The sequence below is a fragment of the Aestuariivirga sp. genome, from assembly GCF_020252405.1.
GTDB lineage: Bacteria > Pseudomonadota > Alphaproteobacteria > Rhizobiales > Aestuariivirgaceae > Aestuariivirga.
In genome coordinates this window covers 13394-28333 of the sequence record NZ_JADCDA010000038.1, presented here as the reverse complement: position 1 = coordinate 28333, position 14940 = coordinate 13394, and the positions used below count along the sequence as shown (strand labels likewise).

The window sequence follows — 14940 nt, the reverse complement described above, 5'->3', positions numbered from 1 at the left end:
CCAGATCAATCGGCCCCGGCCAGAAAGGCCTCAACAGCGGGCCGCCGGGGTAAGGGCGCGATGGCGCCATAGGCCAGGGTCGAAAGCCCGGCCGCGGCATTCGCGAATCGCGCCGCCGCGGAGACCGTGTGGCCGCGGGCCAACTGCGCCAGCAGCGCGCCCGTGAACGCATCTCCCGCACCGGTGGCATCGACGGCGGCGACCTTCCGCACTGGCACGTGCTCCACGCCCCCGCGGGTGACCAGCGCCGCGCCGTCCTTGCCCCGGGTGATGATGACGGCCGAGGCCCCGAGGCCTAAAAAATGGCGGCCGATGGCGGCGGGATCGGTCATGCCGTACAGGGCTTCGGCATCCTCGACGGAGGTTTTGAGGATGCAGGCATGGGCCGCCGCGGTCTCGATCACCGGACGGGCCTTGGCGGCCTCCCACAGGCGGGGGCGGAAATTGGTGTCGTAGGAGACGCGCACCCCGGCCCGGCGTGCCATGGCGATGGCCGCGGCAACGGTTTCCGCCGCGCTTGCGCTGATCGCCTGGCTGATGCCGGAGGCATGGAGGAAGCGGGCGGAGGCGATAAGCATGGGGTCGAGATCGGCGGGCGTCATGCGGCTCGCCGCAGACCCAGAGCGGCGGTAGGTGAAGACATGGCCCGAGGGACCGTGGGTGACGAAATAGAGGCCGGTGGGGGCGCCCCTGTCCTGCGCGACGGCGGAAATGTCTATTGACTCGCGCTGCATGAGCGCACGCAGCTCTTCGGCGAAGATATCATCGCCCAGCCGCGTCACATAGGCGGCCGTGGCACCCAGCCGCGCGGCGGCGATGGCGACGTTGAGCGTGTCGCCGCCGAAGCCCGTCAGCCAGTTGCCGTCCGGCTGGCGGTTCAGCTCGTAGAGCGGCTCGCCGAGCGAGACGACATCGACCGGGCTCACGCCGCGGCTGCCGGGCTCTGCAATGCGCCGGGACCCGGGATGGCGCCGGGCGGGCATTTGCCGGCGATAATCATGCCCAGCACCTCGTCATGGTCCACATCGGTGGTGCGCGCCGTGCCGACGACGCGGCCGTTCTTCATCACCGTCACGCGGTCGGCCAGGTCGAACACGTCATGGATGTCGTGGCTGATGAGGAAGATGCCGATGCCTTCGGCTTTGAGCTGCTTGATGAGTTCGCCCACCTGCGCGGTTTCCTGCGGCCCGAGCGCGGCCGTCGGCTCGTCCATGATCAGGATGCGGGCGTTGAAGTGGATGGCCCGCGCGATGGCGACCGACTGGCGCTGGCCGCCGGAGAGAGCCTTCACCGGCTCCTTGAAGCGGCGGAAGTTGGGGTTCAGGCGGCCCATCACCTTGCGGCATTCGCTCTCCATCGCGGCATCGTCGAGCGTGCCCCAGGAGGTGCGCAGCTCGCGGCCGAGATAGAGGTTGGCGGCGGCGTCGACGTTGTCGGCAAGCGCCAGCGTTTGATAGATCGTCTCGATGCCCAGCGCCTTGGCGTCGCGCGGGTTGTTGATCTCCACCTTCTCGCCATTGATCAGGATTTCACCATGGTCGCGCTTGTAGGCGCCCGACAGGATCTTGATCAGCGTCGACTTGCCCGCCCCATTGTGGCCGAGCAGGCCCACCACCTCGCCGGGGTAGAGATCGACCGAGGCATGGTCCACCGCCTTGATGCCGCCGAAGGCGATGGAGATGTCCTTCATCCCGATCAGCGGCGGACCGGCGCGTTCGACACGGGTGGGATGCTTGTGGCCGTGATGGTGGGTTGTCATCTCTCGGTCCCCCTTATTTGACGCGGCGCTGATAAACCTGGTCGACGAAGACGGCGAAGACCAGCACGCAACCGACCACCATGTCCTTGGTGGCGGATTCGAAGTTGAGCAGCGTCATGCCCGACTGCAGAGACTGCATGACGAGGGCGCCAAGCATGGCGCCGTAGATGGTGCCGAGGCCGCCGGCCAGCGAGGTGCCGCCGATCACCGCGGCGGCGATCACGTAAAGCTCGTCGAACTGGCCCAGCGCGTTGGTGGCCGAATCGAGGCGGGCCGACGAGATCGAGGCGGAGACCGCAGCCAGCATGCCCATGAGCGAGAACACCATGAGGGTGATCTTCCTGGTGTTGATGCCGGCGAGTTCGGCGGCTTCCGGATTGCCGCCGATCGCATAGATATAGCGGCCGAAGCGGGTGCGGTTGGCCAGGAAGGTCATGGCGACGCCGACGGACAGCGCAATCAGCACCGGGATCGAATAGCCGAAGGAGATGTTGAGGCCTTCGGGCGGGATGGTGGCGCCGGTCTGTTGCGCCCAGCGGTCCACCACACCCTTCGGCCAGTAATAGGCATTGAGCACCGAGGTGATGCCGATGACAGCGGCGCAGCCCGCAGCGGCGAGCAGCGCCTCCGCCCAGACGGGCTTGAGCGCGAACTTGAAGCGCTTCCTCCGCTGGCGGCCATTCCAGATCACCGCCAGGATGGCGGCGCAGATAAGAAGGCCCAGGACCCAGCTCGCCGTGGCGCCGATGGAGCCCGGCGTAATGCCGGAAATGCCGCCGCCGATGAGCTTGAAGTTCTTGTCCATGGGCGCCACCGTCTCGCCGCGGATGACGGACCAGGCTGCGCCGCGCCACACGATGAGTCCGCCCAGCGTGACAATGAAGGAGGGAATGCCGAAATAGGCGATGAGCGTTCCATGCAGCGCGCCAATGGCTGCTCCGAGCGCCAGGCCGAGAACCAGCGTGATGATCCAGATGGCAGGGTGCCCGACGCCCAGCGCGGGGCCGAGCCAGTAGACCTGCATGGCGCCGATGCAGACGGCGGTGAAGCCGAGGATGGACCCGACCGAAAGGTCGATGTGGCGCATCACGATGATCAGCACCATGCCCGTGGTCATCACCGCGATGGAAGATGTCTGGACGAGCAGGATCCACAGGTTGCGGGGCGTGAGGAACGTGCCGCCAAGCAGCCCGTCACCACCCCGGACGAAGGCGCTGGCGAGATCGAATCCGACCCAGATCAAAAGCAGCGCGCCGAGCATGCCGAGCATGCGCGAGTCGATCTCGGTGGCGCGCAGGAAGCGTTTCAGCGCGCCTTCCTGCGCCATTCCCGGGTTCTGCGTGTTGTCGATCGCAGCCATCGGCGGCCCTCCCTCTACGCTGTCTCTGATCGTGAGCGGCGCTTCTTGCGGCGCCTTCCGCTTAAGGAAACCGCGCCACCCCGGGGGAGTGGCGCGGCCATCTTGTCAGGTCGAAGGCGTGCAGCCGCTTACTTGCACGCGTCGACGGAGCCAGCGGCCACGCCGGCGCAGACTTCTTCCTTGGTCACCCAGCCGCCGCCGATGACGTCGTTCAGGTTGGCCCTGGTGATCGGGTTCGGAGCGATCAGAACGGCGTTCACCTCAACGCCCTTGGCCCCGGAGTTGAACTTGCCCACACCCGGAATATCGGTGTTGGCCTTGCCCTCGGCGATCATGTTCGCGAATTCCGCGGCAGCCTTGCCGAGCACGCGCGAGTCTTTCCAGACAGACACAAGCTGGGTGCCGAGCGCCACGCGGTTGAGGGCGGCCTTGTCGCCGTCCTGACCGGTCACCGGCACCGTGCCGGCGAGGCCCTGGGCCTCGAGAGCGGCAACGACGCCGCCGGCCATGCCGTCGTTCTGGGAGATCACGGCATCGACCTTGTTGTTCACCGAGGTCAGACACTGTTCCATGTTCTTCTGGGCGGCGTCCGGCCTCCAGCCGTCGGTGAAGGTTTCACAGACGTTCTTGATCTTGCCGGCGTCGATGTTGGGCTTCAACACTTCCATGATGCCCTGGAACAGGAAGGTGGCGTTCGGATCGCCCTTGTCGCCCTTGATGAAGGCGAAATTGCCGTCCTGGCGGCCCTTCTCCAGCATGGTCGAGGCCATCAGACGGCCGACGCCCACATTGTCGAAGGTGACGTAGAGCGCATCCGGATGCTCGACGAGCACGTCATAGGAGATCATCTTCACACCGGCATCAGCCGCGGCCTGGAAGGCCGGCAGGATGGCGTCCGAGTCGAAGGCAACGACGAGAATGACGTTGCAGCCCTGGGTGATCAGGCCTTCGATGTCGGCCTGCTGCTTGGCGGCGGAGCCCTGGGCGTCAGCCGAGAAGAACTTGTTGCCGGCAGCCTCAACCACGGCCTTGATCGCCGCTTCGTCGGTCTTCCAGCGCTCTTCCTGGAAAGTTTTCCAGGACACGCAGATGTTCTTGCCGGCGGCCATGGCCGGCGTGGTGGCGAGGCTGGCCGCGGCAAGCGCCGCAGCGCCGGCCGCCAGTGTCAGGATCTTGCGATACATTCGATGGGTCCTCCTCCAAGCCGCGACGGCCCCCCGTGAGACGCCTCCCTGAAGCGGCTTGCCGCCACCGCACGGGGTTCCTGGGCCATGGACGATCTGTTGTTTTATTTCGGCGTCCAAAAAAATGTTGCGACAATCCGCGTTCGGAGTCAACATGCAAAACAAACAAAACAAAATAGTGCAGCGCAAAAAGAATGTTGCACATGCGAAACAGGGAGAATCATGCGGGAGAAGGCGGACAGCGATCTCGTGCGCCGACAGAACCGCCTCCTGCTGCTCGAAGCCCTGCGCCAGCAGGGCGGCATGGCGCGTGTCGAGATGGGGCGGCACACCGGCCTGTCACCCGCCTCGATCACCACCATCTCCTCGCAGCTGATTGCCGACGGCATCCTGAAAGAGGCGAGCGCCGCGCATGCCGCCGCCGAAGGCCCGCAGCGGCGCGGGCGGCCTGCGACGCTGATCGACTTCAACCCCAAAGCCGCGAATGTCGTGGCCGTAAGAGTGTCGATCGACGGGCTGGAGCTGGCGCTGGCCGATGCGCGCGGCAGCGTGCTCGCCCGCCGCGCCTCGCGGACCGCCACCTATGACGCAAATCCCGCCGCCTTCGGCAAGGTTGTGGCGGGCGAAATCGCCACCCTTCTGGCGAAAACCCGCGTGCCGGCGAAGCGCGTCGCGCGCGCCGGAATTGCGGTGCAGGGCGTGGCCGATTCGCAGGCCGGCGCCGTGGTGTGGAGCCCGGCCTTCCGTGGACGGAACATTTCGGTGGCCTCCGCCGTCGAGGACCGCCTCGGCATTCCCTGCCGGGTGGCGAATGACGCCAATATGATCGCCGAGGGGCTGACCGGCATCGACCGGGCGCGCTATGGCGGCACGGCGGCGGTGGTGTTCATGGGCTGGGGCGTGGGCATGGGGCTGATCATCAATGGCCAAGTCTATCACGGACCCACCGGCGCGGCGGCCGAGTTCGGGCACATGAACCATCTGCCGGACGGCCCCCTGTGCCGCTGCGGGCGGCGCGGCTGTGTCGAGGCCTATGTGGCGGATTACAGCCTGCTGCGCTGGGCCTCGGGCCATGCCGCAACGCAGCCGCCCTCCTCGAACGCCATCCCGGCGCAAGACATGCTGGCGCTGGAGACAGCAGCGCATCGCGGCGATCCGAACGCCGTATCCGCCTATGCCAAGGCGGGCGAGGCGCTGGGCTTCGGGCTGGCGCGCCTCATCGTCATCCTGACGCCGTCGCGCATTGTGCTGGCGGGGCCGGGCACGCGGGCCATGCCGCTGATCCGGCCGCATCTCGACCGCGCGCTGGAACAGGGCGTGGTCGATGAGCTCAGGCGCACTGTCGAGATCGAGGTCGTCCCGATCGGCACCGACATGATCATCAAGGGCACGATCGACCGCGCGCTGCGCCACGTCGACCGCGAGATATTCGCACATGGACCGCTGACGAAGCGCGTCCGCGAACTGGAGACCGTCGCATGATGATGACCCGCCGCAGCGCCCTGAAGGGCGTGGCCGCCGCCGCGCTGTCTGGACTGACCGGCGGCCCCGCGCGCGCCGGGGACGCCGCCGCGGGCGGCGGGATCCTGCGCCAGTGGTATAAGGTTGTGCTGATGCTGGTGCGCCACACCGCCACCTATTCGCCGCCCGTGGCGAGCCGCGCCTTCGCCTATCTGGGCGTTGCGGCCTATCAGGCGGTGGCCTCAGGCTCGACCTCGCTGGTCCCGCTCGCAGGCCAGCTCAATGGTTTGAAGGCGCTGCCGCCGCGCGACCCCCTGAAGCGCTACAGCGACGCGGTGATCGCCCATTGCGTGATGGCGTCGGCGGTGAAGACCTTCTTCGGCAATACCGGCCCCACCGGCCAGCGCGTGATGGCGGCGGCCGAAAAGAAGCTGAAGGGCGATGCGCTGAAGGGACTTCCGGACGACGTGATCGGGGCCAGCCTCGCCTATGGCGAGACGCTGAAGGCGGCGATCGTTGACTGGTCGAAGGATGATGGCGGCGCCGTCATCGAGAACATGGGCTTCCCCATGGAGTATCCGGTGTCGAAGGAGCCGGGGCGCTGGAACCCCACGAGCCCCATCCGAATGCAGCAGTTCCCGCTTCTGCCGACGTGGGGGCTGAACCGCACCTTCGCCATGCCGTCCGGCACATCCTGCGGCCTGCCGCCGCCTCCCGCCTATAGCGAGGACCCGAACTCCGCCTTCATGAGGCAGGCGAGGGAAGTCCATGAGGTCACCGCGCATCTGACGCCCGAACAAATCGCCATCGCCCGCTTCTGGTCGGATGACCCGATGCTGTCCTTCACGCCGCCCGGCCACTGGATCGCCATCGCGCATGACCTTCTGGCGGACAAGAATGCGGGGCTCGACGAGACGGCCGAGGTGATGATGCGCCTGGGCGTCGCCATGGCGGACGGCTTCATCGGCTGCTGGAACGCCAAGTTCCGGTATGACTATGTGCGGCCGGTCACCGTCATCAGGAAGCTGATCGACGCCAAGTGGGAGCCGCTGCTCATCACCCCGCCCTTTCCGGAATATCCGAGCGGGCATTCGACCGAGTCAGGGGCGGCCGCAGCCGTTCTCACCTCGATCTATGGCGACAACTTCGCCTTCACCGACAGTACCCACGCGCGCGACGGGCTGGGCGAGCGCACGTTCGAAAGCTTCAACGCCGCGGCCGGGGAGGCCGGCATCTCGCGCCTGTATGGCGGCATCCATTTCCGTCCCGCCATCGAACAGGGCCTCGCGCAGGGCCGCTGCATCGCCCAGTTCGCCATAGGCCTCAGGACGCGGCGCCCGGCATGAGGACGATCGTCATCGCTTCCGCCGCATTGCTGCTCACGGCACGCGCGGCGTTCGCCGCCGGCACGCCGGTGGTCCCCGCCTTCGTGGAGGAAACGAAGGATTCCGGCATCGGCAGCGTCTATACCGGCGAATGGCAATACATGGTTGGCGGCGGCGCCGCGGCTTTCGACTGCAATGGCGACGGCTTCGGGGACGTGCTGATCGCCGGCGGCGGGATGCCCGCCACCTTCTACGTGAACAAGAGCGTGAAGGGCGGCCAACTGAAATTTGCGAAGCAGCAGAGCGGCCTCGAATTCGACGCGATGACCGGCGCCTATCCGCTCGACATCGACGGCGATGGCATCATGGATGTCGTGGTGCTGCGGGTGGGCGAGAACATCGTGATGCGGGGCAAGGGCGACTGTCGGTTCACCCGCGCCAACGAGGCCTGGGGCTTTGCGGGCGGCGACGGCTGGTCCACCGCCTATGCCGCCACGTGGGAACAGGGCAATCAATGGCCCACCATCGCCATCGGCAACTACATCGACCGCACCCAGGAACTCGAACCCTGGGGCTCCTGCACGCCCAATGTGATGCAGCGGCCAAGGCCCGGCGGCAGGGGCTTCGCCGCGCCCATCGAGCTGAAGCCCAGCCACTGCCCGCTCTCCATGCTGTTCACCGACTGGAACAACTCCGGGACGCCTGACCTGCGCATGGCCAATGACCGCGAATATTACGAAGGCGGCCAGGAACAGCTGTGGCAGATGCGGCCGGGCCAGCCGCCCAGGCTCTACACCAAGGCCGATGGATGGGCCTATCTCCGCATCTGGGGCATGGGGATTGCGGGCTATGACCTCGATGGCGACGGCTTCCAGGAATATGCCATCACCTCCATGGCCGACAACAAGCTGCAGACACTGAAGGAGCCGCCGCAGGACGGTTCCCCGCCCAGGCCCACCTACAAGGACGTGGCCTGGCCCAAGGGTGTGACCGCACACCGGCCCTTCACGGGCGGTGACCTCAAGCCCTCCACCGCCTGGCACACCGATTTCCAGGACGTGAACAATGACGGGCTGGCCGATCTCTTCATCGCCAAGGGCAATGTCTCCGAGATGCCCGACTTCGCGATGAAGGACCCGAACAATCTGCTGGTCCAGGGGAAAGACGGAAAATTCATCGAGATGGCCGACAAGGCGGGCGTGGCTTCAACCGGGACATCGCGCGGCGCCGCCCTCGCCGATTTCAATCTGGATGGCCTCATCGACATGCTCGTCGTCAACCGCAACGCGCCAGCACAGATCTGGCGCAACGTGACGCAAGGGGCAGGCAACTGGATCGAGGTGAAGCTCCGCGAGCCCGGCGGCAACGTGAACGCCATCGGCGCGATGGTGGAGGTCAAGACGGAGCTCGGCCGCCAGACCCGTGAAGTGGTGTCGGGTGGCGGACACGTCTCCGGCCAGTCGGGCTGGGTCCACTTCGGGATCGGCGGCGCCAGGACCGCGCAGGTCCGCGTGCGCTGGCCCGGCGGGGACTGGAGCAAGCCCTATGCGGTCAATGCCAACCAGTTCGCCATCTTCGACAGGACGGCGGAGACCGCCACGGCGTGGCAGCCGCCCCGCTGAGGACGTTCACGGCAAGCTGATTTTCTTTTGGCCACCATGCGCCTAAGACGGGGCAAACGAAAACGGACCCAGGCCCATGACACTCACCCGCCGTGGCTTTGCCAGCCTCGTGGCGATGGCGCCCTTTCTCCCGCCCGCCTCGGCGGAAGAAGGCTGGGCCGCTATCGAGAAACAAGCGAAGGGACAGACCGTCCACTTCAACGCCTGGGGCGGCTCGCCGCAGGTCAATGACTACATCGCCTGGGCGGGCGCCGAACTGCGCAAGCGCCACGGCATCACGCTCGAGCACGTGAAGCTCACCGACACGGCGGAAGCCGTGCGCCGCGTGCGCGACGAGGTGAAGGCGGGGAAGGACGGCAGCGCCGACCTGATCTGGATCAATGGCCAGAACTTCCATGTGATGAAGGAGGAGCAGCTGCTCCATGGCCCCTTCACCGAAGACCTGCCGAATTTCGCGCTGGTCGACACCGACGGCAAGCCCACCACGCTCGTCGATTTCGCCGAGGGTACCGAGGGGTTCGAGTCGCCCTGGGGCATGGCGCAACTCACCTTCTTCGCCGATGGCGCCAGGCTCGCGGCGCCGCCCATGTCGATGATGGAGCTGCTTGACCTGGCGCGCGATGAGCCGGGGCGCATCACCTATCCCGCACCCCCGGATTTTCACGGCACCACCTTCGTCAAGCAGGCGCTCGCCGAGACCATGGCCGACCGCGCGCAGCTGCCGCTCGCCATCGGCAAGGCGGAGTTCATCGAGGCATCGAAGCCGCTGTTCGATTATCTCGACCGGCTGCACCCGCATCTGTGGCGGGATGGCAAGCAGTTTCCGCAATCGCAGGCGCAGGTGACGCAGATGCTGGCGGACGGCGAGCTGCTGATGGGCCTCACCTTCAATCCCAACGAGGCGGCGAACCTCGTGGAGAACGGCACGCTGCCCAAGACCGCCATCTCCTGGCAGAACCGCGGCGGCTCCATCGGCAACACGCATTTCGTGGCGATCCCGATCAACTCCAGATCCAGGGCCGCGGCACAGGTGGTGGCCAATTTCCTGCTCTCGCCGGAAGCGCAGTCGCGCAAGGCCAACCTCAGGATCTGGGGCGACCCCACCGTGCTCGACCTGGACAAGCTGACACCCGCCGACCGCGCGCTGTTCGCCGATGGCGATGCGCCCGGCGCGGTGAAGGCCCCGGCGCGCGCCATCCCCGAGCCGCATGGCAGCTGGGCGCCGCTGATCGAGGCGGCCTGGCTCGAACGCTATGGCGCATGAGCAGACTGGGCGCCGTTCCGCTTCTGCTGCTCTGGGCGCTGCCATTGCTGCTGGCGCTCGCCATGCTGCTGCCTGCGGCACTGGATGGCGCGGCATGGCGGATGGCGCTGGCGCATCCGCAGCTGTGGCCGGCCCTTGCCATCTCGCTCGGCGCCGGCACGGTTGCGGCGCTCATCGCGACGATGCTCAGTCTGGTGCTGATCGCGGGGTTTTACAACAGCCGCACGTGGCACGGGCTGCAGGCGCTTGCGGCAGCAGGACTCGCCGTGCCGCATCTTGCCTTCGCCATCGGCTTCGGTTTCCTCGTCATGCCATCGGGTCTGCTGGCGCGTCTCCTGGTCGGCGGTGAAGCGCCGCCGCGGTGGGTTACAGTGCAGGACCCATGGGGAATCGCCCTCACGCTGGCGCTGGCGCTGAAGGAAAGCCCCTTTCTGCTCTGCGCCGGTTTCGCCGTGCTCTCACGCGGGGACAAGGCGGGACGCATCAGGGCTGAAACACGCGCGGCGGCGAGCCTTGGCCATGCGCCCGGCTCCGCCTTCCTGCGGGTGGTGCTGCCCCCGCTGCTGAGAGAGCTGCGCTGGCCGCTGGCGATTGTCTTCGTCTATGGCGCGACGGTCGTGGACATGGCGCTGGTGCTGGGGCCGACGCAGCCGCCAACGCTGGCCACCATCATCTGGCGCGCGCTGAATGACGAGGACCCGGCAACAAACGCCATGGGCATCGCCATGACGCTGCTGCTGACGATGGCGCTGACAGCGGCGCTCGGCGGCGTGGCGCTGCTGCTCCGGGCGGCGCGCCGCGGGCTCCGCGGTCTGCTCACCGCGGGCCCATCGCCGTTGCGCAGCCCGCGCGTGCTGGCAACGGCCCTGGGGATTCTCGCGCTGGCCGTGCTCACGCTGGCGATTCTGGTGCTCGTCATCCTGTCGCTCAGCCCCCGCTGGCCTTACCCTGCGGTCCTGCCGCCGGCCGCCTCTATCGCGGCGTGGATGAACATGACGCTGGCGCCGCTGTGGCTGAGCCTCGCGTTGTCGTTCGCCGTTGCGGCTGCAGCCGTCGCGCTCGCAGTGCTGTGGTTCGAGACGCAGCCGCCCGCGCGGGACCGCTGGGTGATCGGCATCGCCCTTCTCGCCCTCGCGCTGCCGCAACTCGCCACTGCGGGCGGGCAATACCGGCTGTTCCTGCCGCTGGGCCTTACCGGCGCCTTGTTCGGCCTGTTCCTGGCACACCTGACGCCGGTGGCCGCCTATGTGCTGATCGTGCTCGCCGGGCCCTATCGCGCCTTTGACCGGCGCTATGTGGCGGCGGCGCGGGCCTTGTCGGCGCCGCCGCTGACGGCATGGCTGCGGGTGAAGCTGCCGCTGCTGAAAGCGCCGCTGTCAACCGCGGCGGCCATCGGCTTTGCCGTTGCGGTCGCGCAGTATGTGCCGGCCCAGCTGATCGCCGCGGGGCGCTGGAGCACGCTGCCGATGGAGGCGGTGACGCTCAGCTCCGGCGGCAACCGGCCGCTCACCGCCGCCTTCGCGCTGGTGCTCGCCGCGCCGCCGCTCTTCGCCTTCCTCGCCGCCGCGCTGCTGGGGAGGCCCAGATGGCGCTGAGGCTGGAGAATGTGTCGATCCAGCTCTCCGGCAGGCCGCTGATCCAGCCGCTGTCGCTTGACATTGAGCCGGGCGAGACGGTGACGCTGATGGGCGTCAGCGGGTCTGGCAAGTCGACGCTGCTCTCGCATGTGGCAGGTGACCTGGAGCCGCCCTTCACCGCCATGGGCCAGGTGAGCCTCGATGGCGTGGCGCTCGACGGCCTGCCTCCCGAGAAGCGGCGCATCGGGCGGCTGTTCCAGGACGATCTCCTCTTTCCGCACCTCACAGTGGCGGAGAATTTGCTGTTCGGCATGCCCCGGGGCCCGCGGCCCGAACGGCTGGCCAAGGTGGCGGCGGCGCTGGCGGAGGCCGGGCTCCTGGGTTTCGGCGACCGGCCGCCGAATACGCTGTCCGGCGGACAGCGCGCCCGCGTGGCGCTGATGCGCGCGCTGGTGGCGGAGCCCCGCGCCATGCTGCTGGACGAGCCCTTCAGCAAGCTTGACGCCGATCTGCGCCAGACGATGCGGAGCTTCGTGTTTGAGCACATCGCGGCGCGGCGCATTCCCTGCCTGATGGTGACCCATGACAAGGCCGACGCGCCCCAAAGCGGCCGCGTGCTGCTGCTGAGGGAAGGCCGCGTGAACCATGCTTGACCGCCTCGCCCTGAAGCTCGCGAAGCCGGCCGTGGACAGGGCCGCCGCCGCGCTGGCGCGGCTTGGCGTCACGGCGGACCAGGCGACGCTTGCGGGCTTCGCGCTGGGCCTGGCAGCGGCTCTGCTGGTGGCTTTCGGCCACAGCCTGATCGCTGTGCTTCCGCTGCTCGTCAACCGGGCGCTCGACGGCATCGACGGCGCGCTGGCGCGGCTCTCTTCCTCATCGGAGCGCGGGGCCTTCCTCGACATCTCGCTCGACTTCGTTTTCTACGCCGCGATCCCGCTGGCCTTTGGCGTGGCGGATCCCGCGGCGAACGCGCTGGCCGCCGCCGTGCTGCTCGCCGCCTTCGTGGTGACGGGGACAAGCTTCCTCGCCTTCGCCGTGCTGGCGGAAAAGCGCGGCCTCAAGAGCGCGGCCTATCCCTCGAAGGCCTTCTACTACCTCGGCGGCCTGACCGAGGGCACGGAGACAATTCTCTGCTTCCTCGCCATGTGCCTCTTTCCCTCGCACTTCGCCGCGCTGGCCTATGTCTACGCGTCGCTCTGCGCACTGACGGCTGCGATGCGGCTCCATGCCGGCTGGAAGGCCTTCGGCTGAAAAAATTTTGCCCGCGCGGGCAAAAAATCCTTGCATGTGACGGCGAACAGGAACATATCGCGCTCGCCCAAAGTCGCACGTGCCCCAAGGATTTCCCCAAAGCAACGACGGTGCGGGCTTTTTGGTCTCTGCCGGCTCCTCCAAAGGCCGGGGTTACTGAGAGGCGCCACTATCATTGCCCCATGTGCGATTGGGACAGTCCCGATCAAGCCAAGGCGAACGTCAGTATGAGCCTGCGCGTCTCCACGTCTCCACAGCGTGGAACGGCTGTCATCATACCGATTCAGGCAACGCATATTTTTGATTCGGGGAGATACCCAGATGGCCGCCACCGCCCGCATTCTCGATTTCCTGCGTGACCGACGTCCCGAAGGCCCCTGCCTCGTGGTCGACCTCGAAGTCATTGCCGACAACTACCGCGCCTTCCGCCGCGCCATGCCCGACACCCGCATCTTCTATGCGGTGAAGGCCAACCCGGCGCCGGAGATTTTGAGGATGCTGGCCTCCATGGGCTCCTGCTTCGACACCGCCTCGGTGCCGGAAATCGAGATGGCGCTCGCCGCCGGCGCCACGCCCGACCGCATCTCCTTCGGAAACACCATCAAGAAGGAGCGCGACATCGCCCGCGCTCACCAGCTCGGTGTCAGGCTCTTCGCCGTCGATTCAGGTGAGGAAGTGGAAAAAGTGGCGCGCGCGGCCCCTGCCGCAAGCGTGTTCTGCCGCATCCTCACCGATGGCGCCGGCGCCGAGTGGCCGCTATCGCGCAAGTTCGGTTGCGAGCCCGCCATGGCGGTGGACGTGCTGATGCATGCCCACAAGCTGGGCCTCGAGGCCTATGGCATCTCCTTCCATGTCGGCTCGCAGCAGACCAGGCTCGCTGCCTGGGACTCCGCGCTGGAAGAGTCGAAGGCGATCTTCGATGCCATGCAGGCGCGCGGCATCACCCTGAAGATGGTGAACCTCGGCGGCGGCTTTCCGGCCAAGTACCTGAAGGAGGTGCCCGGCACGGGGAGCTATGCCAACGCCATCCACGAGGCGCTGACCAGGCACTTCGGCAACGCGATCCCCGAGACGATCATCGAGCCGGGCCGCGGCATGGTGGGCAATGCGGGCGTGGTGAAGGCGGAGGTGGTGCTGATCTCGAAGAAGCACGCCAACGACAATCACCGCTGGGTCTACCTCGACATCGGCAAGTTCGGCGGCCTCGCCGAGACCATGGACGAGGCAATCCGCTACCCGATCGTGACGGCGAAGGATGCCGACGGGAAGGCCCCCTGCGTGATCGCGGGACCCACCTGCGACTCGGCCGACGTGCTCTACGAGAAGACGCCTTACGACCTTCCCGTGACTCTCACGGTGGGTGACGAGGTTCTGATCGAGGCCACCGGCGCCTACACGACGACCTATGCGGCCGTCGCCTTCAACGGTTTCGCGCCGCTCAAGTCCTACGTCATTTAGTGCATGACCTCGTCGCAAAAGCGGGTTCCGCTTTTGCGGATCATGCTGTGACGTCACTCACGCTCCAGTCGCCCCCGGTGCCGTGCCGGGGGACCTCCAGTTTCTTTGGTTTCCGGCGCGTATCCGCCGGGATGACAGGAAGGGTTTTCCCATGACCATGATCCGCGCCGAAACCGCCGCCGACACCGCCGCCCGCGAGCGCCTGCTCGACAAAGCCTTCGGTAAGACGCGCCGCCGCAAGACCTCCGAGCGCCTTCGTGAGGGCCGTCTGCCGTCGGAAGGCCTCGCCTTCACCGCGGTGGATGCGAAGGGCAAGCTTGCCGGCACCATCCGCCTGTGGGACGTGGTCGCGGGTTCGGCCGGCCGCGCGCTGTTCCTCGGGCCGCTGGCCGTCGACTGTGGGCAGCAGGGCAAGGGCATTGGTGCGGCGCTGATGCGCCATGCCATGGCGGAGGCGAAGAGGCTGGGCCATGCGGCCATCATCCTGGTGGGTGATGCGCCCTATTATGCGCGCTTTGGCTTCACGGGGACTCTCGTGGCGGATCTGCATCTGCCCGGCCCGGTGGATCGTGCGCGCTTCCTCGGCGTCGAGCTGATCCCCGGCGCCCTTGATGGTGCTGAAGGCCTGGTTGCCGGCTGCGGCCGGCTCGAGGCGCTTCGGCGGGAAGCGGCCTGAAGG

13 protein-coding genes are annotated in these 14940 nt (G+C 67.2%); 9 read left to right on the top strand and 4 right to left on the bottom strand.

What is annotated here, in order from left to right; genetic code table 11:
• Positions 1-5: 5 nt before the first annotated feature.
• From IOC69_RS07310 to IOC69_RS07295, 4 genes are all read right to left on the bottom strand, one after another.
• Positions 6-926, bottom strand: a complete 921-nt coding sequence (locus IOC69_RS07310) for a sugar kinase (RefSeq protein ID WP_290542888.1) — start codon at positions 924-926, stop codon at positions 6-8.
• Positions 923-1759: an ATP-binding cassette domain-containing protein gene (locus IOC69_RS07305; protein ID WP_290542887.1), complete on the bottom strand. Its 837-nt coding sequence runs from the start codon at positions 1757-1759 to the stop codon at positions 923-925. The genes IOC69_RS07310 and IOC69_RS07305 overlap by 4 nt, the downstream gene beginning before the upstream one ends.
• Before the next feature lie 13 nt (positions 1760-1772).
• Positions 1773-3119: a sugar ABC transporter permease gene (locus tag IOC69_RS07300; protein ID WP_290542886.1), complete on the bottom strand. Its 1347-nt coding sequence runs from the start codon at positions 3117-3119 to the stop codon at positions 1773-1775.
• A 128-nt stretch (positions 3120-3247) separates the two neighbouring features.
• A complete protein-coding gene (locus IOC69_RS07295) occupies positions 3248-4303 on the bottom strand; it encodes a substrate-binding domain-containing protein (RefSeq protein WP_290542885.1) in 1056 nt (351 codons plus the stop codon).
• A 222-nt stretch (positions 4304-4525) separates the two neighbouring features.
• On the opposite strand from IOC69_RS07295, the gene IOC69_RS07290 reads away from it, so the two are divergent.
• The 9 genes from IOC69_RS07290 to IOC69_RS07250 all read left to right on the top strand — a co-directional run bounded on the left by IOC69_RS07290 (position 4526) and on the right by IOC69_RS07250 (position 14937).
• Entirely contained in the window at positions 4526-5785 is a 1260-nt protein-coding gene (locus tag IOC69_RS07290; RefSeq protein WP_290542884.1) for an ROK family transcriptional regulator, read from the top strand.
• On the top strand, positions 5782-7110 hold the full coding sequence (locus IOC69_RS07285) for a vanadium-dependent haloperoxidase (protein ID WP_290542883.1): 1329 nt from the start codon (positions 5782-5784) through the stop codon (positions 7108-7110). The genes IOC69_RS07290 and IOC69_RS07285 overlap by 4 nt, the downstream gene beginning before the upstream one ends.
• A complete protein-coding gene (locus IOC69_RS07280) occupies positions 7107-8711 on the top strand; it encodes a CRTAC1 family protein (RefSeq protein ID WP_290542882.1) in 1605 nt (534 codons plus the stop codon). The genes IOC69_RS07285 and IOC69_RS07280 overlap by 4 nt, the downstream gene beginning before the upstream one ends.
• A gap of 76 nt (positions 8712-8787) precedes the next feature.
• Positions 8788-9975 carry an ABC transporter substrate-binding protein gene (locus IOC69_RS07275; RefSeq protein ID WP_290542881.1) on the top strand — a complete coding sequence of 396 codons (1188 nt, stop codon included), beginning with the start codon at positions 8788-8790 and terminating at the stop codon, positions 9973-9975.
• A complete protein-coding gene (locus IOC69_RS07270) occupies positions 9972-11570 on the top strand; it encodes a hypothetical protein (RefSeq protein ID WP_290542880.1) in 1599 nt (532 codons plus the stop codon). Before IOC69_RS07275 ends, IOC69_RS07270 begins: the two co-directional genes overlap by 4 nt.
• The gene (locus IOC69_RS07265) at positions 11561-12205 is read left to right on the top strand and encodes an ATP-binding cassette domain-containing protein (RefSeq protein ID WP_290542879.1); all 645 of its coding nucleotides are present in this window, start codon (positions 11561-11563) and stop codon (positions 12203-12205) included. Before IOC69_RS07270 ends, IOC69_RS07265 begins: the two co-directional genes overlap by 10 nt.
• On the top strand, positions 12198-12803 hold the full coding sequence (locus tag IOC69_RS07260; RefSeq protein WP_290542878.1) for a CDP-alcohol phosphatidyltransferase family protein: 606 nt from the start codon (positions 12198-12200) through the stop codon (positions 12801-12803). Before IOC69_RS07265 ends, IOC69_RS07260 begins: the two co-directional genes overlap by 8 nt.
• 321 nt (positions 12804-13124) lie before the next feature.
• The gene (locus IOC69_RS07255; RefSeq protein ID WP_290542877.1) at positions 13125-14261 is read left to right on the top strand and encodes a type III PLP-dependent enzyme; all 1137 of its coding nucleotides are present in this window, start codon (positions 13125-13127) and stop codon (positions 14259-14261) included.
• 151 nt (positions 14262-14412) lie between these two features.
• Positions 14413-14937 (top strand): GNAT family N-acetyltransferase, encoded by a 525-nt coding sequence (locus IOC69_RS07250; protein WP_290542876.1) that lies wholly within the window; start codon positions 14413-14415, stop codon positions 14935-14937.
• Positions 14938-14940 lie beyond the last annotated feature (3 nt).

Bases quoted from the DNA above. Each gene is read 5' to 3' on its own strand.
- IOC69_RS07305 (WP_290542887.1), bottom strand. From the start codon at position 1,759: ATGACAACCCACCATCACGGCCACAAGCATCCCACCCGTGTCGAACGC.
- IOC69_RS07300 (WP_290542886.1), bottom strand. From the start codon at position 3,119: ATGGCTGCGATCGACAACACGCAGAACCCGGGAATGGCGCAGGAAGGC.
- IOC69_RS07295 (WP_290542885.1), bottom strand. From the start codon at position 4,303: ATGTATCGCAAGATCCTGACACTGGCGGCCGGCGCTGCGGCGCTTGCC.
- IOC69_RS07290 (WP_290542884.1), top strand. From the start codon at position 4,526: ATGCGGGAGAAGGCGGACAGCGATCTCGTGCGCCGACAGAACCGCCTC.
- IOC69_RS07285 (WP_290542883.1), top strand. From the start codon at position 5,782: ATGATGATGACCCGCCGCAGCGCCCTGAAGGGCGTGGCCGCCGCCGCG.
- IOC69_RS07280 (WP_290542882.1), top strand. From the start codon at position 7,107: ATGAGGACGATCGTCATCGCTTCCGCCGCATTGCTGCTCACGGCACGC.
- IOC69_RS07275 (WP_290542881.1), top strand. From the start codon at position 8,788: ATGACACTCACCCGCCGTGGCTTTGCCAGCCTCGTGGCGATGGCGCCC.
- IOC69_RS07270 (WP_290542880.1), top strand. From the start codon at position 9,972: ATGAGCAGACTGGGCGCCGTTCCGCTTCTGCTGCTCTGGGCGCTGCCA.
- IOC69_RS07265 (WP_290542879.1), top strand. From the start codon at position 11,561: ATGGCGCTGAGGCTGGAGAATGTGTCGATCCAGCTCTCCGGCAGGCCG.
- IOC69_RS07260 (WP_290542878.1), top strand. From the start codon at position 12,198: ATGCTTGACCGCCTCGCCCTGAAGCTCGCGAAGCCGGCCGTGGACAGG.
- IOC69_RS07255 (WP_290542877.1), top strand. From the start codon at position 13,125: ATGGCCGCCACCGCCCGCATTCTCGATTTCCTGCGTGACCGACGTCCC.
- IOC69_RS07250 (WP_290542876.1), top strand. From the start codon at position 14,413: ATGACCATGATCCGCGCCGAAACCGCCGCCGACACCGCCGCCCGCGAG.